The organism is Microbacterium sp. NPDC055521 (assembly GCF_053619695.1).
The window spans coordinates 30814-50714 of sequence record NZ_JBSHJX010000014.1 but is presented as its reverse complement, the minus strand read 5'-3'; the positions used below and the strand labels follow the sequence as shown (position 1 = coordinate 50714).

20 protein-coding genes and 1 tRNA gene are annotated in these 19901 nt (G+C 70.2%); 5 read left to right on the top strand and 16 right to left on the bottom strand.

Going from position 1 to position 19901, the window contains the following annotated elements:
- Positions 1–12: 12 nt before the first annotated feature.
- Genes ACWGSM_RS12490 through ACWGSM_RS12470 form a run of 5 tightly spaced genes read right to left on the bottom strand, consistent with a single transcriptional unit; the run spans position 13 to position 4597 of the window.
- Positions 13–987, bottom strand: coding sequence for a helix-turn-helix transcriptional regulator (locus tag ACWGSM_RS12490; protein ID WP_452323241.1), 975 nt, complete (start codon positions 985–987; stop codon positions 13–15).
- Positions 984–1937, bottom strand: a complete 954-nt coding sequence (locus tag ACWGSM_RS12485) for a helix-turn-helix transcriptional regulator (RefSeq protein ID WP_452323260.1) — start codon at positions 1935–1937, stop codon at positions 984–986. Before ACWGSM_RS12485 ends, ACWGSM_RS12490 begins: the two co-directional genes overlap by 4 nt.
- A 53-nt stretch (positions 1938–1990) precedes the next feature.
- On the bottom strand, positions 1991–2902 hold the full coding sequence (locus ACWGSM_RS12480) for a hypothetical protein (protein ID WP_452323240.1): 912 nt from the start codon (positions 2900–2902) through the stop codon (positions 1991–1993).
- Between the two features lie 10 nt (positions 2903–2912).
- Positions 2913–3923, bottom strand: a complete 1011-nt coding sequence (locus ACWGSM_RS12475) for a tRNA (adenine-N1)-methyltransferase (RefSeq protein WP_452323239.1) — start codon at positions 3921–3923, stop codon at positions 2913–2915.
- Positions 3920–4597 (bottom strand): HAD family hydrolase, encoded by a 678-nt coding sequence (locus ACWGSM_RS12470; RefSeq protein ID WP_452323238.1) that lies wholly within the window; start codon positions 4595–4597, stop codon positions 3920–3922. The genes ACWGSM_RS12475 and ACWGSM_RS12470 overlap by 4 nt, the downstream gene beginning before the upstream one ends.
- 88 nt (positions 4598–4685) lie before the next feature.
- Between ACWGSM_RS12470 and ACWGSM_RS12465 the strand changes: the two genes are divergently transcribed.
- On the top strand, positions 4686–5531 hold the full coding sequence (locus ACWGSM_RS12465) for a PAC2 family protein (RefSeq protein WP_452323237.1): 846 nt from the start codon (positions 4686–4688) through the stop codon (positions 5529–5531).
- 4 nt (positions 5532–5535) lie between these two features.
- On the opposite strand, the gene ACWGSM_RS12460 is transcribed toward ACWGSM_RS12465, so the two are convergent.
- Together ACWGSM_RS12460 and ACWGSM_RS12455 are read right to left on the bottom strand one after the other, a co-directional pair.
- The gene (locus ACWGSM_RS12460; protein WP_452323236.1) at positions 5536–6363 is read right to left on the bottom strand and encodes an undecaprenyl-diphosphate phosphatase; all 828 of its coding nucleotides are present in this window, start codon (positions 6361–6363) and stop codon (positions 5536–5538) included.
- 51 nt (positions 6364–6414) lie between these two features.
- The gene (locus ACWGSM_RS12455) at positions 6415–7710 is read right to left on the bottom strand and encodes a M20/M25/M40 family metallo-hydrolase (RefSeq protein ID WP_452323235.1); all 1296 of its coding nucleotides are present in this window, start codon (positions 7708–7710) and stop codon (positions 6415–6417) included.
- A 103-nt stretch (positions 7711–7813) separates the two neighbouring features.
- Between ACWGSM_RS12455 and ACWGSM_RS12450 the strand changes: the two genes are divergently transcribed.
- Positions 7814–7898, top strand: a tRNA-Leu gene (locus tag ACWGSM_RS12450).
- A gap of 46 nt (positions 7899–7944) precedes the next feature.
- Here ACWGSM_RS12450 and ACWGSM_RS12445 read toward each other — a convergent pair.
- The 4 genes from ACWGSM_RS12445 to ACWGSM_RS12430 all read right to left on the bottom strand — a co-directional run bounded on the left by ACWGSM_RS12445 (position 7945) and on the right by ACWGSM_RS12430 (position 12155).
- Positions 7945–8667, bottom strand: coding sequence for a glycosyltransferase family A protein (locus tag ACWGSM_RS12445; RefSeq protein WP_452323234.1), 723 nt, complete (start codon positions 8665–8667; stop codon positions 7945–7947).
- Positions 8668–8673: 6 nt separating this feature from the next.
- Positions 8674–9129, bottom strand: coding sequence for an SRPBCC family protein (locus ACWGSM_RS12440; protein WP_452323233.1), 456 nt, complete (start codon positions 9127–9129; stop codon positions 8674–8676).
- A gap of 92 nt (positions 9130–9221) precedes the next feature.
- Entirely contained in the window at positions 9222–10307 is a 1086-nt protein-coding gene (locus ACWGSM_RS12435) for a VIT1/CCC1 transporter family protein (protein WP_452323232.1), read from the bottom strand.
- A gap of 105 nt (positions 10308–10412) precedes the next feature.
- The gene (locus ACWGSM_RS12430) at positions 10413–12155 is read right to left on the bottom strand and encodes a DEAD/DEAH box helicase (RefSeq protein WP_452323231.1); all 1743 of its coding nucleotides are present in this window, start codon (positions 12153–12155) and stop codon (positions 10413–10415) included.
- 106 nt (positions 12156–12261) lie between these two features.
- Between ACWGSM_RS12430 and ACWGSM_RS12425 the strand changes: the two genes are divergently transcribed.
- A complete protein-coding gene (locus tag ACWGSM_RS12425; RefSeq protein WP_452323230.1) occupies positions 12262–13089 on the top strand; it encodes an SGNH/GDSL hydrolase family protein in 828 nt (275 codons plus the stop codon).
- A 32-nt stretch (positions 13090–13121) separates the two neighbouring features.
- Here ACWGSM_RS12425 and ACWGSM_RS12420 read toward each other — a convergent pair whose 3' ends face one another.
- Positions 13122–13931 carry a TrmH family RNA methyltransferase gene (locus tag ACWGSM_RS12420; RefSeq protein WP_452323229.1) on the bottom strand — a complete coding sequence of 270 codons (810 nt, stop codon included), beginning with the start codon at positions 13929–13931 and terminating at the stop codon, positions 13122–13124.
- Positions 13932–13991: 60 nt separating this feature from the next.
- On the opposite strand from ACWGSM_RS12420, the gene ACWGSM_RS12415 reads away from it, so the two are divergent.
- Both ACWGSM_RS12415 and ACWGSM_RS12410 read left to right on the top strand, forming a co-directional pair.
- Entirely contained in the window at positions 13992–14840 is an 849-nt protein-coding gene (locus ACWGSM_RS12415; protein ID WP_452323228.1) for a Sir2 family NAD-dependent protein deacetylase, read from the top strand.
- Between the two features lie 35 nt (positions 14841–14875).
- On the top strand, positions 14876–15460 hold the full coding sequence (locus tag ACWGSM_RS12410) for a histidine phosphatase family protein (RefSeq protein ID WP_452323227.1): 585 nt from the start codon (positions 14876–14878) through the stop codon (positions 15458–15460).
- 54 nt (positions 15461–15514) lie between these two features.
- Here the strand turns inward: ACWGSM_RS12410 and ACWGSM_RS12405 are convergent, their stop codons facing one another.
- Genes ACWGSM_RS12405 through ACWGSM_RS12390 form a run of 4 tightly spaced genes read right to left on the bottom strand, consistent with a single transcriptional unit; the run spans position 15515 to position 19901 of the window.
- On the bottom strand, positions 15515–16327 hold the full coding sequence (locus tag ACWGSM_RS12405; RefSeq protein ID WP_452323226.1) for an HpcH/HpaI aldolase/citrate lyase family protein: 813 nt from the start codon (positions 16325–16327) through the stop codon (positions 15515–15517).
- Positions 16324–16803 carry a MaoC family dehydratase gene (locus ACWGSM_RS12400; RefSeq protein WP_452323225.1) on the bottom strand — a complete coding sequence of 160 codons (480 nt, stop codon included), beginning with the start codon at positions 16801–16803 and terminating at the stop codon, positions 16324–16326. The genes ACWGSM_RS12405 and ACWGSM_RS12400 overlap by 4 nt, the downstream gene beginning before the upstream one ends.
- A gap of 9 nt (positions 16804–16812) precedes the next feature.
- Positions 16813–17985, bottom strand: coding sequence for an acyl-CoA dehydrogenase family protein (locus ACWGSM_RS12395; RefSeq protein ID WP_452323224.1), 1173 nt, complete (start codon positions 17983–17985; stop codon positions 16813–16815).
- Complete coding sequence (locus ACWGSM_RS12390) at positions 17982–19901, bottom strand: acetyl/propionyl/methylcrotonyl-CoA carboxylase subunit alpha (protein WP_452323223.1); 1920 nt, start codon at positions 19899–19901, stop codon at positions 17982–17984. Before ACWGSM_RS12390 ends, ACWGSM_RS12395 begins: the two co-directional genes overlap by 4 nt.

Sequence of the window (19901 nt, the reverse complement as noted above, 5' to 3'; positions counted from 1 at the left end):
CCTGGCGGGTGATCACGCAGGCGCCTTGTAGAGGTCAAGTCCCGCGGCGGCCCAGTCGTGGGTCGTCGTGCGCGCGAGAGGCGGGTCGAGCACCTCGAGTGCGCCGCCGAAGCGTGCGGCGACGCGCTTGATGCCTCGAGGGTCGGCCATCCGGATGCGGAGCGTGACGAGCCCTCCGCTTCGCTCGAGCTCCTCCTGCGGGAACGATCCGATCAGCGGTATGAGCCGCTCGGGGATCCGCACAACCACCTCGTCTTCGGGCCCGTCGCCGTCGCCGAACTCGGCGGGCACGGCGGTGTCGGCGTGGGTGATCGGGATGTCGGTGATCCGGGCGTCGCTGACCCGGTCGAGATGGAACGTGCGCATGGCGGTGCGCAGGTGGCACCAGCCCTGCAGGTACCACTGTCCGTTGTCGATGCGGATCTGCGCCGGATCGACCGTGCGGGTGGTGGGCTGCGCATCCGGAGCCTGGTAGCGGAACGACACGGCGACACCGTCGTGCAGCGCCTGCGAGACCACCCGCTGCACCTCGGTGACCGCGGCCGGTGCGACGACGAGGTCGGGCGGGGCACCTGCCGATCCCCGCGACAGCTTGGCCATCAGCCCGGTGACCAGCCCGGAATCCGCGACGGCCGGCACGGATGCCACCATCTGCAGCCCGGCGAGCAGCGCGGCCGCCTCGCGAGCGGTCAGGCGCGGCACGCGCCGCAGGGCAACGTCGTTGGTGATCTCGATGATGTCGTGCTCGTCGAGCAGCTCCCAGTCGATGTCGAACATCTCCTGAGGGAGCTGCCAGTAGCCCGAGTCTCCGGGCAGGCCGATGACCGTCAGCTTCTCGACCATGCCGCGCAGGGCCTCGCGGGTCACGCCGAAGTCCGCCGCCGCCTCGTCGAGCGTGACCTGTCCGCGCTCGAGCAGATACGGCACGAGCGTGAGGTAGAGCCGCACGCGGTCGGCGGCGAGAAGCGGTGCACCCGCGGTGCTCATGAGTCCTCCCGATCGGTGTCGGCGTGGTAGGCCGCATGACGCTCGGCGATCGCCTGAAGACGCTGGATGACGGCATCCCGCAGGTCGGCCGGGCTCACGACCCGCACTTCGGGTCCGTACGACGCCAGCTCGTCGGCGAAGATGTGCCGGTCGACGTACCCGACCGCGATGCCCTGCGCGCGCGGCGTCGCGCGCCGGCCGAGCCGCAGCGCGGCCTCTGTGCCGGGAGTGACCTCGAGCAGGGCGCTCTGCGCGGCCGCGAACTGCTCGAGACCCGCCAGTGCGCGAGCTGCGGCACCCTCGCGCAGGGCGACGTCGAAGGTCTGCGCCGTCACCTTGACGTCGCTGACGATGCGGCTGAGCAGGAAGGTGCGCTCGGCGTCGGCGTCGATGTCGACCCCGAACAGGTGCCAGCGTGCCTCGTACTCCACCTGCGCGAGCGGACGCACGCGTCGTCGCGTGGGTGCCTTCTCGCCGGGTTTGAGGTACTCGAAGACGACGACCCGGTTGCGCTCGATCCCCTCCTGCAGCCCGGGGAATGCCGCATCCCGGGCGGCGATGCGCGGGGCGAAGCCGATGATCGGCTCGTCGCCGTCGATGCCGAGTGCGCGGATCTTGCGCACTCCTGAACGGGCATCCATCGACACCGATTCGGTGCTCCAGACGCTTCCCGCCAGGCGCAGCACCGCGACTTCCGCCGGAGTGAAGTCGATGTCGGCGGGCAGGTCGTACTCGGCCTGCGGGATACGGTAGCGCGCTTCGCGCAGATCCTGCGGGTCGGCGGGGTCGCCGATCGTCTCGATCGGAACGCCGAGCGAACGCAGCTCGTCCTTGTCGCGCTCGAACATCTTCTCCAGCGCATCGGCCTTGGCGCCCGCCTCGACGCGCTGCCGGTAGCCGGAGACGTTCTCGATGATCTGCTGCTTGGTGAGCCCGATCTCCGTGGCCATGAGCGCCACGACGAGATTCGTCAGGCGCTCCTCTGCGGGGATCCGGGCGCTCTTCACCGGGCCATCAGCTCCGCGGGGATGACTCCGAGCACGTCGATCACGTACACGGTGGCGTCATCGCCCGACTCCGCCGGCACGATGACCATCAGCTGCGATCCGACGCGCGACGCGGAGACCGCCTCGGTCACCTCGGCAGGCAGCCCGTCGGTGGCGGTGAGGGTGCTGTCCCAGGTGGTCTGGCCGACGCTGCGGCTCGTCCAGCCGACAGAGGTCGAGCGGATGAGGGCGGTTCCCTCGCCGACCTTCTCGTGCTCGCCCTGCAGCAGGGTCTCGGTGACCGCCTTCTTCGGTGCGGCGGTGTCGGGGATGATCACGCCGGGGCGCCCGTCGGGCGCTCGCACGACCGAGGGAAGGCCGGGCCCGTCGTTGAAGACGTCGGCGCCGTCGGCCTTGGCCAGAGCCGTGTAGCGCACGTCGTAGACGGCGACGAGGCTGTCCTTCGCGTCGAGTCCGATCTGCTGCGCTGCCCCTTCAGGAAGCTCAGCGGCGGGGATCGACGCGACGATGCGGCTGCCTTCGGTCGCGCACCTCAGCGCCTGGTCGACTCCCGCGAGCTCGGCGCCGGCGGAGTCGGGGCTCCACAGCTTCAGCTGCGCGTCGAGCGCCTGCCCGGTCGTGCCGTTCACCAGCACGCGGGCGAGGATCGCCTCCTGACGGCCGTCGGTGATCGCCCGGCCGTCGCCCGTGATGATGTCGGCGTATGCGGCCTTGCCGGTGTGCACGGGCAGCTCGATCTCGACTCGGGGCGAGCCGAAGTCGCCGCTCACCGTCACCGACCTCTCCAGCGCCGCCGAGCTGTCACGCTCACACGCGGCTCCCTCGAATGTCGGCGCCGCAGCCGAGCATCCGGTCAGGACGATGGTCGAGAGGGCGAGGGCCGGGAGGGCAGCGGTCGTTTTACGCACGCGCCCCAGTCTATTCGGATGCCTGCTCGCCCTCGCGCGACGCCGCCGCGACCCGCGCGCCGCTCGCAGCCTTCTGGGCCTCGCGCACGCGCTTGCGCAGGTTCTTTTCGGTGATCTGCCGGTCGCCGACCGCGCCGGGCGTCCACAGCTCGACGTCCTCGTCGCCGTAGCTGGACTTCGATGCGCGACGACGCACCTCGGGCGGCACCGCACCCGGCGCCAGTCGGCGTGCGGTGAGCAGGAAGCCGGTGTGGGCGACCATGCGGTGGTCGGGGCGCACAGCGAGGCCTTCGACGTGCCAGCCGCGCACCATCGTCTCGGACGCGTCCGGATCGGTGAACAGACCGGTGCCTCGGATGTACTCGGCGACACGCGACAGCTGAGTGGCGGTCGCGATGTAGCAGATCACCACGCCACCCGGGGTGAGGGCATCGGCGACGGCATCCATGCACTCCCACGGTGCGAGCATGTCGAGAACCACGCGATCCACGGTGCCGGCCTGGTGCCGCTCACCCAGCTCCTCGGCGAGGTCGCCGACCACGACATCCCACGTCTCGGGCGTCTCGCCGAAGAACGTCTCGACGTTCGCCTTCGCCACCTCGGCGAAGTCCTCGCGGCGCTCGAACGAGGTGAGGGTGCCCTCGGATCCGATCGCGCGCAGCAGGGCGAGCGACAGCGCACCCGAGCCGACGCCCGCCTCGACGACCACCGCGCCCGGGAAGATGTCGGCCTGCATGACGATCTGCGCGGCATCCTTCGGGTAGACGATCGCCGCACCGCGCGGCATCGACATCGCGAAGTCGCGCAGCAGCGGCCGCAGCGCCAGGTAGTCGTGGCCCGAGCTGTTCGTCGCGACCGACCCGTCGGGCTGGCCGATCAGGTCGGCGTGGCGCAGCACACCGTGGTGGGTGTGCAGCTCGCCGTCAGCACGCAGCGTGATGGTGTGCAGGCGACCCTTCGGGCCGGTGAGCTGAACGCGGTCTCCTTCGCGGAAGGGACCGCTGGGACGTGCGGCGCTCATCGGGCGCTCTCCTTCGCGAGGCGGGTGTGCAGGTCGGCGAGATCGGCCGTCGTGCGGCCCTCGAGGGTGGGCCACAGCTCGTCGGCTCCGCATCCGTCGAGGGGGATGAGGTGCGGCACGCCGAGGGTGACCGCACCGGATGCCGCGCCCGAAGCCACGCCCGTGGGCGAGTCCTCGATCACGACGGCGTCGACGATGTCGATGCCGAGCTGTGCGGCAGCGGCCAGGTACGGGTCGGGGAACGGCTTGGGTCGCTCGACCTCGTCGCCGGCGACCACCAGGTCGAACGCGTCGAAGTCGATCTGATCCACGACGTCGAGCGCCATGCGGCGCAGCGACATGGTGACCAGCGCCGTCGGGATGCCCTGCTTCCGAAGATCCGCGAGCAGCTCGCGCGCCCCCGGCCGGAACGGCACGCCCTGCGTGCGCAGGCGCTCGGCGACGCGATCGGTCAGCACGTCGACGATCTGCTGGGGCTCGAGGTCGACGCCTGCCTGCTGCAGCACGCGACCGCTCTCGAGCAGTCCGCTGCCGATCAGCTGCATGGCGTCGTCGTGCGTCCATGTGCCGCCATACGACTCGACCAGCTCGGTCTCGACGGACATCCAGTAGGGCTCGGTGTTGACGACGGTTCCGTCCATGTCCCACAGGACTGCGGCGGGCTTTCTGCTCATTGCACCCATGCTAGCCCGGGTCTCCGCCCCACGCTTCGCGAGGCGGTCTAGCCTGGAGGGAATCGACTCGGCTCCCGGAAGGAGAGGGATGGACGTCCTCGGCTCTCGCATCGTCGTCGCCGCGTTCGACGGATGGAACGACGCCGGCGAGGCGGCGAGCGGTGCCATCGCCGCTCTGCGCGCCGCCGGCGAGTACGAACAGGTGCACGCCGTCGACCCCGAGCTGTACTTCGATTACCAGTACACGCGTCCGTCGTCGCGCGTGGACGCCGACGGACGCCGGGAGCTGCACTGGCCGGAGGCCACGCTGTGGCGGCCCACCCGACCCGTCGACGAGGGTCCCGAGCTGTGGCTGCTGACCGGGTCGGAGCCGGCGCGGGCATGGCAGGCGTTCGCGAACGAGTTCGTCGATGTCGCGCTCCGCGACGACGTCACAGGCCTGGTCACGATCGGGGCGATGCTCTCGGACGTGCCGCACACCCGCCCGATCTCAGTCTTCGCCTCGAGTCAGGATGAGCGGGTGCGTCAGGTGCACGGGCTGGAGAAGTCCAGCTACGAGGGCCCCGTCGGCATCCTCAGCGTGTTCGACCAGTTCTTCAGCCAGGCGGAGATCCCGTCCGCCAGTCTGTGGGCCAGTGTGCCGCACTACGTCGCGTCGGCATCTCCCTCTCCGAAGGCGACTCTGGCGCTGCTCGACCGACTCGAGGAGCTGACCGGCGTGGGTCCTGAACGCGAGCATATGCGCACCGAGGCCGCGGCGTGGGAGGCGTCGATCGACGCGGCGGCCGCCGAGGACGAGGACATGGCCGAGTACATCCGGCAGCTCGAGCGCACCCGCGACACGTGGGATTCTCCGGATGCGTCGGGGGATGCCATCGCGCAGGCGTTCGAGCGCTACCTGCGTCGCCGCGGGGACGGTTTCGACAAGCGCTGAACCGTCAGGCCGCGATGACGCCGGTGGCCAGCAGCACGATGAGCGCGACGCCGAGCAGCACCCGGTAGATCACGAAGGGCAGGAAGCTGCGCTTCGAGATCCAGTTCATGAAGAACGCGATCACGCCGAGCGCGACGACGAACGCGATGCCGGTGGCGGCGAAGGTCTCGCCGAGCCCGAAGTGCTGGTTCGGGTCTCCCCCGTGCTTGAACAGCTGATAGAAGCCGCTGCCGAAGACTGCGGGGATCGCGAGCAGGAACGCGTATCGTGCGGCGGCGGCGCGCTCGTAGCCGAGGAACAGCCCCATCGTGATCGTGCCGCCGGAGCGGGAGACACCGGGGACGAGGGCGAGCGCCTGCGCGAATCCGAAGGCGGCGCCGTGGCCGTAGGTGAGCTGGTCGAGCTTGCGGCGCTTCGCGCCCACGTGGTCGGCGATGCCGAGCAGCACGCCGAAGACGATCAGCATGATCGCGACGATCCACAGTGACCGGAAGACCGTCTCGATCGAGTCCTGGAACAGCAGCCCCAGCACGACGATCGGAATGCTGCCGAGGATGATCAGCCAGCCCATGCGCGCGTCGGGATCGTTGCGCGGCGCCTTTCCGGTGAGGGAGCGGAACCACTGGCTGATGATGCGCACGATGTCGCGCCAGAAGAACACGACGACTGCGGCTTCGGTGCCGATCTGAGTGATCGCCGTGAACGCGGCGCCCGGGTCCGCCCCCGACGGCAGGAATATGCCGACGATGCGCAGGTGCGCGCTGGAGGAGATGGGCAGGAACTCCGTGAGTCCCTGCACGATGCCGAGAATGAGCGCTTCGAGCAGGTTCATGCGTCGCTTTCTGACAGGAGCTTCGTGGGAGTCGGCGCGAGCGGGAGCTGGTCAGCAGCTGCGCAGCAGATCGGCCAGCACGCGCTGGCCGAAGACAAGCGATTCTACGGGTACGCGCTCGTCGACTCCGTGGAACATCCCGGTGAAGTCCAGATCGGCGGGCAGGCGCAGCGGCGCGAACCCGTAGCCGGTGATGCCCAGCGACGCGAGAGCCTTGTTGTCGGTCCCCGCGCCCAGGAGGTACGGGATCACGGGCACACCGGGGTCGTGACGCCCGAGCGCGGCGACCATCGCATCGACGAGATCGCCCTCGAAGGGGGTCTCCATCCCGATGTCCCGGACGACCGTCTGGATCTCGATGTCGTCGCCGACGATGCGCTGCAGCTCGGCGAGCACGTCGTCCTCGGTGCCGGGGATCACGCGGACGTCGATGAGCGCCTCCGCCGTCTCCGGGATCACGTTGTGCTTGTATCCGGCGATCAGCGCCGTTGGGTTGGTCGTGGTGCGGAAGCTCGAGCGCAGGAATGCTTCGGCCGGGCCGGCGGCGGCGGCCAGGGCATCCGGGTCGTCGGTCGGACGGCCCGTGAGGTCGCTCAGCCCGTCGAGCAGCGCCCGGGTGGTAGGCGTGAGCCGGATCGGCCAGCGGGTGCGTCCGATCGCCGCCACCGCCTCGGCCAGCCGCGTCACGGCGTTGTCGTCGTGATAGCGGCTGCCGTGCCCGGCGCGACCCTTCGCGACCAGACGAAGCCAGAGCAGCGCCTTCTCTCCCACCTGCAGCAGGTAGGCGCGACGGTCGTCGACCGTGATCGAGTAGCCGCCCACCTCGCTGATCGCCTCGGTGGCGCCCGCGAACCAGTCGGGACGCTCTTTCACGACGAGGGCCGAGCCCTCGACGCCCCCGTTCTCCTCGTCGGCGAAGAAGGCGAGGATCAGGTCGCGTTCCGGACGCTCGCCCGCGCGCATCATCTCGGCGACGGCGGTCAGGATCATGGCGTTCATGTTCTTCATGTCGACCGCACCGCGCCCCCACAGCATGCCGTCGCGCACGACGCCCTCGAACGGGTCGACGCTCCAGTCGGCGGCGACCGCCGGCACGACGTCGAGATGACCGTGCAGGACGAGAGCCGGCCGCTCGGGGTCGCGGCCGGGTACACGCGCCATCACGTTGGTGCGGCGCTCGATGGGCTCGTAGTACTCCGGCTCGAGCCCGAGTGCCTGCAGGTACGCGCCGACGTAGTCGGCTGCCTCCCGCTCGCCGTTGGCCCTGCCGCCGCCGAAGTTCGACGTGTCGATGCGGATCAGGTCGCGGGCGATGCGGACGACCTCGGGCAGCTCAGTCTCGGGCATGGGCCCAGGCTACCCAACCGGGGTGGCGCGCCCGGGAGACGGGCTGGTTCGAACAGCCGCGCGGGGCGTGCTAGAGTCGATTTTCGTTCGGCAGCGAACATCTGCGCGGGTGGCGGAATAGGTAGACGCGCTAGCTTGAGGTGCTAGTGCCCGCATAGGGCGTGGGGGTTCAAGTCCCCCCTCGCGCACAGAACGACGAAGGCCCGGGTCCGAAGGATCCGGGCCTTCATCGTGTCAGCGTCGTGCCCGCAGCCGCCGCCATCGGTACGGCGGGAAGTCGTCGGGCCAGTGCAGCCGGACGGTGCGGGAGCCCCGTCTCATGCGTCGACCGAAATCCCGCCCACGCCACAGCGGCCGCATCGAGATACCCATCCGCTCCCCCGGCATTCGGCCGATCGGCCCGATTGCTCCGAGGTGGAACGACAGGTCCAGGTCGTCGTGGGTCTCGGGGTCGTGCCGGTGCACCTCTTCGCGCACGCTGTGCCAGGCAGTGGCCCTCATCGCCAGGTTCGACCCGAACAGGGGCCGATGCCCGAGCGCCGACGCCGCCGCGGCGTCGTACGCGCCGAGGTAGATCCTGGCGGTCCAGCGCAGCGCACGCGGGCCGTCGATGAAGCGCGCTCCGCCGGTCGCCGCCACGATGTGCCGAGAGCGGGAGAACGTCGCCTCGGCATCCCGCACCCATGTCGGCGGCGGCACGCAGTCTGCGTCGAGCCGCAGGATGAGGTCTCCGGACGCCGCGTCGTATCCGGCCGCCGCGGCCACCGGAATGCCGATCTCCGGGCACCACACGACGTGGGCGCCCGCAGACGCGGCGATCGCCGCCGACGCATCCGAGGATGCATTGTCGACGACGATCACCTCGTCGGCCTGACGCGTCTGCTCGCGCAATGCGGCGAGGCAGCGCGTCAGCAGCTCTGCGTCATCCCTCACCGGGATGACGACCGATATGCGCAACGATGCTCAGGCGTCGACGTCGCCGCGCCACGCCCCGGTCTCGCCGCCGCGACCCTCGATGAACTTCTTGAAGTTGTCGAGATCCTTCTTGACGGCGTGGGAGCCTGCACCCACCAGAGCGCCCACCTTCTCGAGCAGCCCCTGCGGGTCCCAGTCGATCTGCGCCGTGACGCGCGTGGTGTTCTCGTCGAGCTTGTGGAACGTGACGACGCCGGCGTGCTCGGTCTCGCCGCCCACGCTCTTCCAGGCGACCCGCTCGTCGGGGTGCTGCTCGGTGATCTCGGCGTCGAACTCTCGCTCCGCTCCGCCGACGTTGACGACCCAGTGGTTGTGCGTGTCGTCGATCTGCGTGATCGACACGACCTCGTCGAGGAAGTGCGGGAAGCTCTCGAACTGCGTCCACTGGTTGTAGGCGACGGTCACGGGAACGTTCACGTCGACGGTCTCGATGATCTGGGGCATCTTCAACTCCTCGCTTCTGGGATGAAGACCCCAGTCAGCCCGAACACGGCGCTTCGCGCGAGGGGGTTGACGACGGGGCCCGCGGAGCTCGTTCAGACGACGCCGACGCCGAACGCCAGACCGAGCCCGTAGGTGATCGCCGCGGCGCCCACGCCGATGGCGAGCTGACGCAGCGCGCGCTTCAGCGGCGGACCGCCGGAGAGGATGCCCACCATCGCACCCGTGGCCAGCAACGCGATCCCCACCAGCACGAGGGCGACGAGGATCGCCGTGGTGCCGCTGAGTCCGAAGATCCATGGGAGCACGGGGATGATCGCGCCTGAGGAGAACAGCAGGAAGCTCGAGATCGCCGCGGCCCAATCGCTGCCGATGACCTCGTGGTCGGCGTGCGTGCCGATCGGCCCTGTCGTGTCGCGCCGGATGCCCGCCTGCGCCGCCGCGACGACGCGCTGCGCGCGGATCAGCGACTCGTCCTGGGCCATGCCGCGGGCACGGTAGACGAGGGCGAGTTCGTTGGCGTCGATGTCGAGGTCGCCGGCGGTGGCGTCGGCGTCGCTGTTCTCTTCGGTGGATGCCAGCAGCTCGCGCTGAGAGCGCACCGACACGAACTCCCCCGCCCCCATCGACAGGGCCCCCGCCAGCAGCCCTGCGATGCCGCTGAAGAGCACGAAGCCGGCGCTCACACCGGTGGCGCCGATACCCAGCACGAGCGCGAGGTTCGACACGAGGCCGTCGTTCATGCCGAACACGGCGGCGCGGAAGGAGCCGGATAGGCGGCGACGACCGCGCGCGGCGAGGCCACGGACGACTTCGTGGTGCACCTTCTCGTCGGCGCGCATCGCCGCTGTCGCGAACTTCTCGGTGTCGTAGGGCGAACGCGCCTCGGCGCTCTGCGCGAGGGCGAGCACGAAGATCGATCCGAAGCGGGATGCCATCCATCCGAGCATCCGGGAACGCAGGCCCGCTTTCGGCAGCCGCTGCGGCTCTCCGCCGAGCAGGTCGAGCCAGTGCTGCTCGTGACGGCGCTCGGCTTCTGCGAGCGAAAGCAGGATCTCGCGCTCCTCACCGCCGCGGCGTGCCGCGAGGTTGGCGTACACGGCGCCTTCCGCGCGCTCCTCGACGAGATAGCGCGCCCACTGCCGACGATCGGCGGGGGTGGGCTGTGCGGGCGCGTTCATGCATCCTCCGTGCTGTGGGAACAGTCAACGCTATCGACGGGAAGCCGCGCAGACCGCGTCAGGACGGCGATTGACAGGATTTCGGATGCCCGAAGCGGATGCTGCTCAGGAGCGCACGCGCTTGCGCAGCACGTCGATCCGCGACTGCAGCTGGGTGACGGTGGCCTGTGCGACGGCGGGGCCGCCGCACACCCGCCGCAGCTCGGCGTGCACGGCGCCGTGCGGCTCGCCGCTCTGCCGGGCGTACAGCCCCACCAGGCTGTTGAGCAGCTGCCGCTGCTCTCGGAGGGTGCGGTGCAGCGGTGCGGGCAGGGTCGACTCCTGTTCGGGAGGAGTCGCGGCCTCGCGCGCTTGACGCAGTTTGCTCTGCCTGGCCTGGCGCTGCATGAGCAGGTCGTGCACGTGCTCGGGTTCGAGCAGTCCGGGGATCCCGATGAACTCCTCCTCCTCCGGCGTGCCGGGCTCGGCCAGCTGGCCGAAGTCCTTGCCGTCGAAGACGACCCGATCGAAGTGCGCGAGCGAGGAGATCGCCTGGTAGCTGAACTCCTGTGTCAGGGCATCCGACGCATCGTCCTCGCGATTGGCGCTCTCCAGAAGCGAATCCTCGAGACCGTCCTCATCCTTGGTCTGACGGTCGAGCGCATGGTCGCGCTGCTTCTCCATCTCGTTCGCGAGCGTCATCAGCACAGGCACGTTGGGCAGGAACACGCTCGCCGCCTCGCCACGGCGCCGGGCGCGCACGAAGCGACCGATCGCCTGGGCGAAGAACAGCGGCGTCGAGGACGAGGTCGCGTACACGCCGACGGCGAGGCGCGGCACGTCGACGCCCTCCGACACCATGCGCACGGCGACCATCCACCGTCGGTCGTCTGCACTGAACCTCTCGATGCGCTCCGACGCCGATGCGTCGTCGCTGAGCACCACGGTGGGCTGCTGCCCGGTGATGCTGTGCAGGATCTTCGCGTACGCACGGGCGACGGTCTGGTCGGTGGCGAGCACGAGCCCGCCGGCATCAGGCACGTGGTGGCGGATCTCGGAGAGGCGCCGGTCGGCGGCGCGCAGCACCGCAGGCATCCACTCCCCCTCCGGATCCAGCGCCGTGCGCCAGGCCTGCGACGTGACGTCCTTGGTGTTGTCCTGGCCGAGGTGCGCCTCGAGCTCGTCGCCGGCGCTCGTGCGCCAGCGCATCTTGCCGGAGTACATGTGGAAGAGGACCGGGCGCACGACGCCGTCTTCCAGAGCCCGGCCGTAGCCGTACGCGTAGTCTGTGCTCGACACCCGGGCGCCCGACTCGTCGGGCAGGTACTCGACGAACGGGATCGGCGCGGTGTCACTGCGGAAGGGCGTGCCCGAGAGCAGCAGCCGCCGCTTCGCCGGGCCGTAGGCGTCGCGGATCGCGTCTCCCCAGCTCAGCGCGTCGCCGCCGTGGTGCACCTCGTCGAGGATCACCAGCGTGTTCGCGTCTTCGGTCAGGTGCCGATGCACCGACGACTTCGCGGCGACCTGCGCGTACGTCACGACGACGCCGTGGTACTGCCGCGACGGCGCCCAGTGGCTGTTGCGGAACCGGGGGTCGAGACGGATGTGCACGCGTGCAGCGGCGTCGGCCCACTGCGTCTTGAGGTGCTCGGTCGGCGCGACGACGATGATCCGGTTCACCTCGCCCATCCGCAGCAGCTCGACCGTCAGGGTCAGGGCGAACGTGGTCTTGCCCGCGCCCGGGGTGGCGGCGACGAGAAAGTCGCGCTGATCAGCTTCGAAGTACTGCTCGAGCGCCTCGCGCTGCCATGCCCTCAGTTTGTCGGCGGTGCCCCACGGGGCGCGCTGAGGGAAGGACGGAGAGAGCATCGCCTCTACGATAATCCAGGCCGCCGACAGTTCGGCCCGAGGCCGGGGGTAGGCTCGGATGCTGTGCCGCGGGCGCCCCGCGGCACTTCCTGTCGAAGGAGAGACGATGCTCGATCAGGATTCGACCCGAAGCTCGTACGTCGCCAACGAGGGCCCGCACCCGTGGCGGCGATTCGTGGCGGTCGGAGACTCCTTCACCGAGGGAATCGGCGATCCCGACGACAGGGCTCCCGGTGGTCACCGCGGGTGGGCCGATCGAGTCGCCGAGGTGCTGTCACAGGACGTCGACGACTTCGCGTACGCCAACCTCGCCGTGCGCGGCAAGCTCATCGCGCAGATCGCCGCCGAGCAGATCGAACCGGCGGTCGCCCTGAAGCCTGACCTCGTGTCGATCTGCGCCGGAGGCAACGACGTGATCCGTCCGGGCACCGACCCCGATGACATCGCCGCGCAGCTCGACCGCGCCGTCGAGCGTCTGGCCTCCACCGGGGCCGCGGTCCTGCTGTTCACCGGCATCGACACCCACTTCACCCCCGTGCTCCGGCCGTTCCGCGGCAAGGTCGCGATCTACAACGAGAACGTGCGCGCGATCGCCGACCGCCACGACTGCATCGTGGCCGACCAGTGGGCCCTGAAGGTCATCCAGGACCCGCGGTTCTTCGCCGTCGACCGGCTGCATCTGAACGCCCTCGGTCATCACGAGGTCGCGCGCATGGCGCTGCGTGCGCTGAACGTGCCGAACACCCTGCAGCCGATGCAGCCCGAACCCATGCCCGTGCGCACCTGGCGCGCGGCACGTACCGAAGACATCGGCTGGGCACGCGAGCACCTCGTGCCGTGGGTGCTGCGCCGCCTGCGCCACCAGTCATCGGGCGACACCATCGCCGCGAAGCGGCCCGAGGCGATGCCTTACCTGAGCCGCGACCTCGACTGATCCGGACCTGGCGGAACGGGCCGCTGCGCGGCTCAGCGCGTCGCGTAGAAGACAACCGCTGACGCCGCCGCGACGTTGAGCGAGTCCACCCCGCCCATCATCGGGATGGTGACCCGTCGATCGAGCACGCGGCCGGTCTCGGGCCGGATGCCGTCGCCCTCGGTGCCGAAGATCAGCGCGAGCCGCTCGGGTGACTCCGCCACGAGATCGTCGAGAGTGATCGCGCCGTCTGCGAGCGTCATCCCGGCGACGAGGAACCCGGCCGAGCGCAGCTCGTCGATTGCCGCTGGCCAGCTCTCGACTCGCGTCCACGCCACTTGGAACACCGTGCCCATCGACACGCGCACCGAACGCCGGTACAGCGGATCGGCGCACGTGGGGCTCACCAGAACCGCATCGATCCCGAGCGCCGCCGCCGAACGGAAGATCGCGCCGACGTTGGTGTGGTCGGTGAGCCCTTCCAGGACGGCGATCCGTGGGCGCCGTGCACCGATCTGCGACAGCAGATCGGACAGCCGCGGGTGCGCGGGCCGGTGCATGGCGGCCATCACCCCGCGGTGCACCGCGAATCCAGTGAGCTGCTCGGCGACCTCGTCGGCCACCACGTACACGGGAGCGTCGCGCTCGCCGAGCAGTTCGGCCACGGCATCCGTCCACTTCTGCTGGGTCAGGATCGACCGCGGGCGGTGCCCCGCCCGAAATGCGCGTTCGATCACCTTCGCTGACTCCGCGATGTACAGTCCCCCTGCCGGTTCCTTAACTCGCCGCAACGCCGTGTCGGTGAGCGAACGGTAGTCGTCGAGGATCGGGTCGAGCGGGTCGCTCACGTGGTGCAGCTGCATCCGTCAATGCTGTCAGGTGGAATCGGCCCGATGCGCCGCCCGCGCGAATAGACTTCCCGGGTGCAGTCGCTCGAGCTCTCGAACACGGTTTCCGATGCCGTCGAGCGCGCGGCTGGACTTCTGCAGGGCCGCACGTTCGCCGTGCTGACCGGTGCGGGCATCTCGACCGACTCGGGCATCCCCGCCTATCGCGGTGCCGGCGCACCGCCGCGCTCGAAGCCGATGACGATCCAGACCTACCTCTCTGACGAGGCCGCGCGGCGGCGGTACTGGCTCGGCGGCCATCTCGGATATCGAGCGTTCACGACGCCCGATCCGAACGGCGGCCATCTCGCGCTCGCAGCTCTGGAGCGCGCGGGAGCGTCGACCGGGGTGGTCACGCAGAATGTGGACGGGCTGCACCTGCGCGCTGGCAGTCGGCGGGTCGTCGAACTGCACGGCACCATGCATCGCACCTTCTGCCTGCACTGCCGCCAGGTCTACGACCGCCGGGCCATCGCCGAGCGCATCGAACAGCTCAACCCGTGGATCCTCGTTCCTGAGAACATCGCGCTCAATCCGGACGGGGATGTGTCGCCGGAGAGCACGGCCGGATTCGTCATCCCGACCTGCGAGATCTGCGGCGGGATGCTGAAGCCCGATGTGGTGTACTTCGGCGAGTTCGTGCCGACCGCCCGTTTCGCGCTGGCCGAATCGCTCGTGCACGCCTCCGATGCGCTGCTGGTGGCGGGCACCTCTCTCACGGTGAACTCCGGTATCCGGGTGATCGAACGCGCCCGCCGCCGCGACATGCCGATCGTGATCGTCAACCACGAGCCGACGAGAGCGGATGCCTGGGCAGACGCCGTCATCGAGGGCGGCACGACCGAGGTGCTCACCGTCCTGGCGGCCCGCCTCGGTGCTCTCTGAGCGCCTCTCACTGACGCCTCGCATAGGCTCGAGTGGTGACCCTGCTGACTCTCGTACGCCATGGACAGACCGACTGGAACCTCGCCCGTCGCATCCAGGGCGCCACGGACATCCCGCTCAACGACACCGGACGCGACGACGCGCGCCGAGCGGCCGCCACCCTCGCCGGCGAGCCGTACGACGCGATCTACGCGAGCCCGCTGGTGCGGGCGCAGCAGACCGCGCAGATCATCGCCGACGAGCTCGGACTCGGCAGGCCGGCGCTCACGCGCGGGCTGCGCGAGCGCACCTTCGGCGACGGCGAGGGCATGCTCGTCGAGGATTACCTGACGACCTGGGGCGACTGGACCTCGGCGGTCCCCGGTGCGGAGACCCTCGACGAGGTCCGCGACCGCGCGCTGGACTCCCTCGAGCGAATCGTCCGCGACGCGCGTCGACGGTCGGCGCCGAGAGCGGAGTCGATCATCGTCGTCAGCCACGGCGGCGTCATCCGCTCGCTGCTCATGCACGTGTCCGGCGGCTCACTGCCGCGGGTGGGTGATTCACTGCACAACGGGTCGGTGCACCGCTTCGTGGCAGAGCGCGGCACGCTGCGGCTGCTCGAGGCGATTCCGATCTGACCCTTCGGCAGGCTCAGGCACCGATGAGGGCTGCGGGGCCCAATGTGGCTCCGTTCAGCGCCGGGCGAGAACCGCACGGGCGTGCCGCAGCACGGGCTCGTCGATCATCCGCCCCGCAAAGCGGAACACGCCCCGCTCCCCCGCGGCTGCCGTCAGCACGGCCTCAGCCCAGGCGAAGGTGGCGTCGTCGGGTCGGTACGCGTCACGGATCACCGGAACCTGCTTCGGGTGGATGCACGCGGTCGCCCCGAACCCGGATGCCACCGCATCCGCGGCCTCAGCGGCGAGTCCGCTCACGTCGTCGATGTCGAGGTGCACCGCGTCGACGGCCGTCCGGCCATACGCGCCGGCTGCGAGCAGCACCTGTGCCCGCGCCGTGCGGGCGACGTCGCGGTAGCGTCCGTCCGGGAAGCGGCTCGACATGCCGCCGAGGGATGCGACGAGGTCCTCCGCGCCCCACATCATCCCGACGGTGCGCTGGTGAGCCGCGATCTCGCCCGCGCGGTGCACGCCGCGCGCCGTCTCGCAGAGAGCGATCAGCCCGAACTCCACGCCGTCCGCGCCGAACGCATCGAACGCCGCCGGGTCCTCGCTCTTGGCCACCATCACTGTGCGGAACGGCGTGCGCTGCACCGCCTCGACGTCACGTGCGAACTCCGCGGTCTCGGGCGCGTTCACCCGCACGATGACGCGGGCGGGATCCAGATCGGCGGCGATGACGTTCTCGCGGGCCTGCGCCTTGGCATCCGGAAGCACCGCATCCTCGAGATCGAGGATCACGGCATCCGCCTTCTGCAGCGCCCCCGCGAACCGCTCGGGGCGGTCTGCCGGGCAGAACAGCAGCGCCGGGCCCATGCCGAGGGTCATCGCTCGCCGTCCGGCAGGCAGCGCATCAGTGCGGTGCGGGTGGCCTTCGCCACGACAACATCGTCCTGATTTCGTCCGGTGTGCTCGATCGTGCAGATGCCCTGACCGGGTCGGGAGGCCGAGAGGCGCTTGTCGACGATCACGCTCTCGGTGTACAGCGTGTCGCCGTGGAACAGCGGATGCGGGAACGAGATGTCGCCGAGCCCCAGCTGCGCGACCAGCGTGCCCTGGGTGAGCTGTGCCACCGACGCGCCGACCATCGTCGACAGCGTCCACATCGAGTTCATCAGCCGCTCGCCGAACGGCTGCTGCGCGTCGGCGAACGCCGCGTCGAGGTGGAGCGCCTGCGTGTTCATCGTGAGGGTGGAGAAGAGCACGTTGTCGGCCTCGGTGGCCGTGCGGCCCGGCCGGTGCAGGTACCGCGCGCCCACCTCGAACTCCTCGAAGTACAGTCCGCGCTGAACGATGTCGGTCATGCTCGAACGCTATCCGACCAGGCCCAGCGATCGGGCGATGACGAGCAGCTGCACCTCGGTGGTGCCCTCGCCGATCTCGAGGATCTTCGAGTCGCGGTAGTGCCGCGCGACGGAGTACTCGTTCATGAAGCCGTTGCCGCCGAAGATCTGCGTCGCGTCGCGAGCGTTGTCCATCGCCGCCTCGCCCGACACGAGCTTGGCGATCGCGGCCTCCTCGGCGAACGGGCGACCGGCGTCGCGCAGGCGTGCGGCGTGGTGCCAGGCCAGACGGGCGGTGTGCACCCGGGCGCGCATGCGGGCCAGGGTGAACTGGGCGTTCTGCCTCGTGCTCAGCGCCGCGCCGAACACGGTGCGCTTGTTGGCGTAGTCGACGGCGGCCTCCAGGCATCCCTCCGCGGCGCCCGTCGCGAGAGCGGCGATCGCGATGCGCCCCTCGTCGAGGATGCTGAGGAAGTTCTTGAAGCCGAGCCCGCGCTCGCCGAGCAGATTGGCCTCGGGGACGCGAGCGTCGGCGAGGGTGAGCGGATGGGTGTCGGAAGCGTTCCAGCCCACCTTGTCGTACGGCGGCTCGACGGTGAATCCCGGAGTGCCGTTCGGGACGAGGATCGTGGAGATCTCCTTGCGCCCCTCGGTCTCGCCGGTGACCGCGGTCATGGTCACGAAGCGGGTGATCGCCGTGCCCGAGTTGGTGATGAACTGCTTGCTGCCGTTGAGCACCCACTCGCCGCCGTCGAGACGCGCCGTCGTGCGGGTGGCGCCGGCATCGCTTCCCGCCTCCGGCTCGGTGAGGCCGAAGCCCGCCAGAGCCTCGCCCGCGAGCAGCGCGGGCAGGTGCTCCTGCTTCTGCGCCTCGGTGCCGAAGCGGTAGACCGGCATCGCGCCCAGGCTCACGCCGGCCTCGAGGGTGATGGCGAGCGACTGGTCGACGCGGGCGATGCCTTCGATTGCAAGGCCGAGCGCGAGGTAGTCGCCGCCCTGCCCGCCGTACTCCTCCGAGAAGGGCAGCCCGAACAGGCCCATCTCGCCCATCTGCCGTACGACGTCAAGGTTGAGCGTGTGCGTGCGATCCGCCTCGTACGCCTGCGGCGCGACGACCTCGTCCGCGAACTCGCGCACCATCGCGGCGAGCTCACGCTGCTCTTCGTTGAGGTCGACACCGGTCAGTTCGGTCTGGGCGCTCATTCTGTCTCCTGTTCGCTGACTCGTGCCACGGGCTGGTCCCGTCGCACCTGGTCGCCGAGGGCGACCAGCAGGTGCACCGTGCCGTCGAGGGGCGCGAGCACCGGATGCTCCATCTTCATCGCCTCGATCGAGACGAGCGGATCTCCCGCGTGCACCAGGTCGCCGTCGTCGACGTGGACAGCCACGATGCTGCCCGGCATGGGGGCACGGCCCTCGGGTTGGCTCGGCCCGGATGCGCGCCCCCGCTCGGCGAGGCGGCGCTGCATGCGTCCCCTGCGGGAGAGCGGACGCAGGCGCGCGGTCCTGCCGTCGGCGAAGACCCACACGGCGCCGTCGTCGTCGGTCGCCGTCGGGATGCCGTGCGTGTACGCTGCCGGCGCTTCGACGATCGTGTCGTCGTCGGTCACGAACGCGGTATGGGGCGGCGCCGCAGCGCCGCCGATACGCCATCCCGGCAGCTCGTGCCAGACGTCGGCGGAGGCCCTCGGGCGACTGCTCGGACCAGCCTGCGTGGCAGCCTGCGCGGCAGCGGCAGCGGCCGCGGCAGCAGCCAGCATCGCCGGCGTCGGCTGCGAAGGGATGAACGGCAGCATCGTCTCGATCAGGCCCGTGTCGAGGTCGCCCCGCCGCACGCGCTCGTCGCGGAGCAGTGCGCGCAGGAAGGCGATGTTCGTCTCGACTCCCAGCACGACGGTGCGGGCGAGAGCGGCGTCCAGACGGCGCAGCGCCGTCGCACGATCGGCGCCGTATGCGATGACCTTCGCGATCATCGGGTCGTAGAACCCGCTGATCTCCGAACCCGTCTCGATCGCGGCATCCACCCGCACGTCGCGGGGAGGATCGAATAGCAGAACGCGGCCGGTGGACGGCAGGAACCCGCGCTCCGGCGATTCCGCGTACACCCGGGCCTCGACGGCGTGACCGCGCACGGCGGGGGCCGGATCGATCGCACCGCCGGCGGCGATGTGCAGCTGCAGGGCGACGAGGTCGAGACCGGTGACCTCCTCGGTGACCGGATGCTCGACCTGCAGACGCGTGTTCATCTCGATGAAGAACACGTCGTCGACGGCGTCGGCCTCGACGAGGAACTCCACCGTGCCGGCGCCGACGTAGTCGACGCTCTTCGCCGCGGCCACCGCCGCGTCGAGCAGCCGCCGGCGCACCGCGTCGGGAAGATGCGCCGCGGGCGCCTCCTCGATCACCTTCTGGTGGCGACGCTGCAGGGTGCATTCCCGCTCACCGAGGGCGATGACCGTGCCGTGCGTGTCGCCGAAGACCTGCACCTCGATGTGCCGCGGCCGCTGCACGAGGCGCTCGAGCACCATCGAGTCGTCGCCGAACGCCGCGGTGGCGACGCGCCGCGCGGTCGCGAGGGCGCCGGCGAGCTCGTCGCCGGCGCGGACGATCTCCATCCCCTTGCCGCCGCCGCCCGCGCTGGGCTTGACGAGCAGCGGATAGCCGACCTCGTCGGCACCCGCGCGGATCTGGTCGTCGTCGAGGCCTGCGGCCGTGAATCCGGGCACCACGGGCACGCCGTGGCGCGCGACGTGGTCGCGCGCCGTCGCCTTGTCGCCCATGATCTCGAGCGCGCGCTCGCCGGGTCCGATGAAGGTCACACCGGCGCCCGCGCAGGCGCGGGCCAGCTGGACGCTCTCGGAGAGGAATCCGTATCCGGGGTGGATGGCCTGGGCTCCGGATGCTTGTGCGGCGGCCAGGATGGCATCCACGTTCAGGTACGAATCCGACGCAGCCGATCCTCCGATATGGACGGCCTGGTCTGCTTCGCGGACGTGCGGCGCGTGCGCGTCGGCGTCGCTGTAGACGGCGACGCTGCGCATTCCGAGGTCGCGCAGGGTGCGGATGATGCGGCGGGCGATCTCGCCGCGGTTGGCGACGAGGACGGTGTCGATGGTCAT

Coding starts and splice junctions, on each gene's coding strand:
- ACWGSM_RS12490 (WP_452323241.1), bottom strand. CDS start 987: ATGAGCACCGCGGGTGCACCGCTTCTCGCCGCCGACCGCGTGCGGCTC.
- ACWGSM_RS12485 (WP_452323260.1), bottom strand. CDS start 1,937: ATGGCCACGGAGATCGGGCTCACCAAGCAGCAGATCATCGAGAACGTC.
- ACWGSM_RS12475 (WP_452323239.1), bottom strand. CDS start 3,923: ATGAGCGCCGCACGTCCCAGCGGTCCCTTCCGCGAAGGAGACCGCGTT.
- ACWGSM_RS12470 (WP_452323238.1), bottom strand. CDS start 4,597: ATGAGCAGAAAGCCCGCCGCAGTCCTGTGGGACATGGACGGAACCGTC.
- ACWGSM_RS12465 (WP_452323237.1), top strand. CDS start 4,686: ATGGACGTCCTCGGCTCTCGCATCGTCGTCGCCGCGTTCGACGGATGG.
- ACWGSM_RS12460 (WP_452323236.1), bottom strand. CDS start 6,363: ATGAACCTGCTCGAAGCGCTCATTCTCGGCATCGTGCAGGGACTCACG.
- ACWGSM_RS12455 (WP_452323235.1), bottom strand. CDS start 7,710: ATGCCCGAGACTGAGCTGCCCGAGGTCGTCCGCATCGCCCGCGACCTG.
- ACWGSM_RS12440 (WP_452323233.1), bottom strand. CDS start 9,129: ATGCCCCAGATCATCGAGACCGTCGACGTGAACGTTCCCGTGACCGTC.
- ACWGSM_RS12435 (WP_452323232.1), bottom strand. CDS start 10,307: ATGAACGCGCCCGCACAGCCCACCCCCGCCGATCGTCGGCAGTGGGCG.
- ACWGSM_RS12430 (WP_452323231.1), bottom strand. CDS start 12,155: ATGCTCTCTCCGTCCTTCCCTCAGCGCGCCCCGTGGGGCACCGCCGAC.
- ACWGSM_RS12425 (WP_452323230.1), top strand. CDS start 12,262: ATGCTCGATCAGGATTCGACCCGAAGCTCGTACGTCGCCAACGAGGGC.
- ACWGSM_RS12420 (WP_452323229.1), bottom strand. CDS start 13,931: ATGCAGCTGCACCACGTGAGCGACCCGCTCGACCCGATCCTCGACGAC.
- ACWGSM_RS12405 (WP_452323226.1), bottom strand. CDS start 16,327: ATGACCCTCGGCATGGGCCCGGCGCTGCTGTTCTGCCCGGCAGACCGC.
- ACWGSM_RS12400 (WP_452323225.1), bottom strand. CDS start 16,803: ATGACCGACATCGTTCAGCGCGGACTGTACTTCGAGGAGTTCGAGGTG.
- ACWGSM_RS12395 (WP_452323224.1), bottom strand. CDS start 17,985: ATGAGCGCCCAGACCGAACTGACCGGTGTCGACCTCAACGAAGAGCAG.
- ACWGSM_RS12390 (WP_452323223.1), bottom strand. CDS start 19,901: ATGACCATCGACACCGTCCTCGTCGCCAACCGCGGCGAGATCGCCCGC.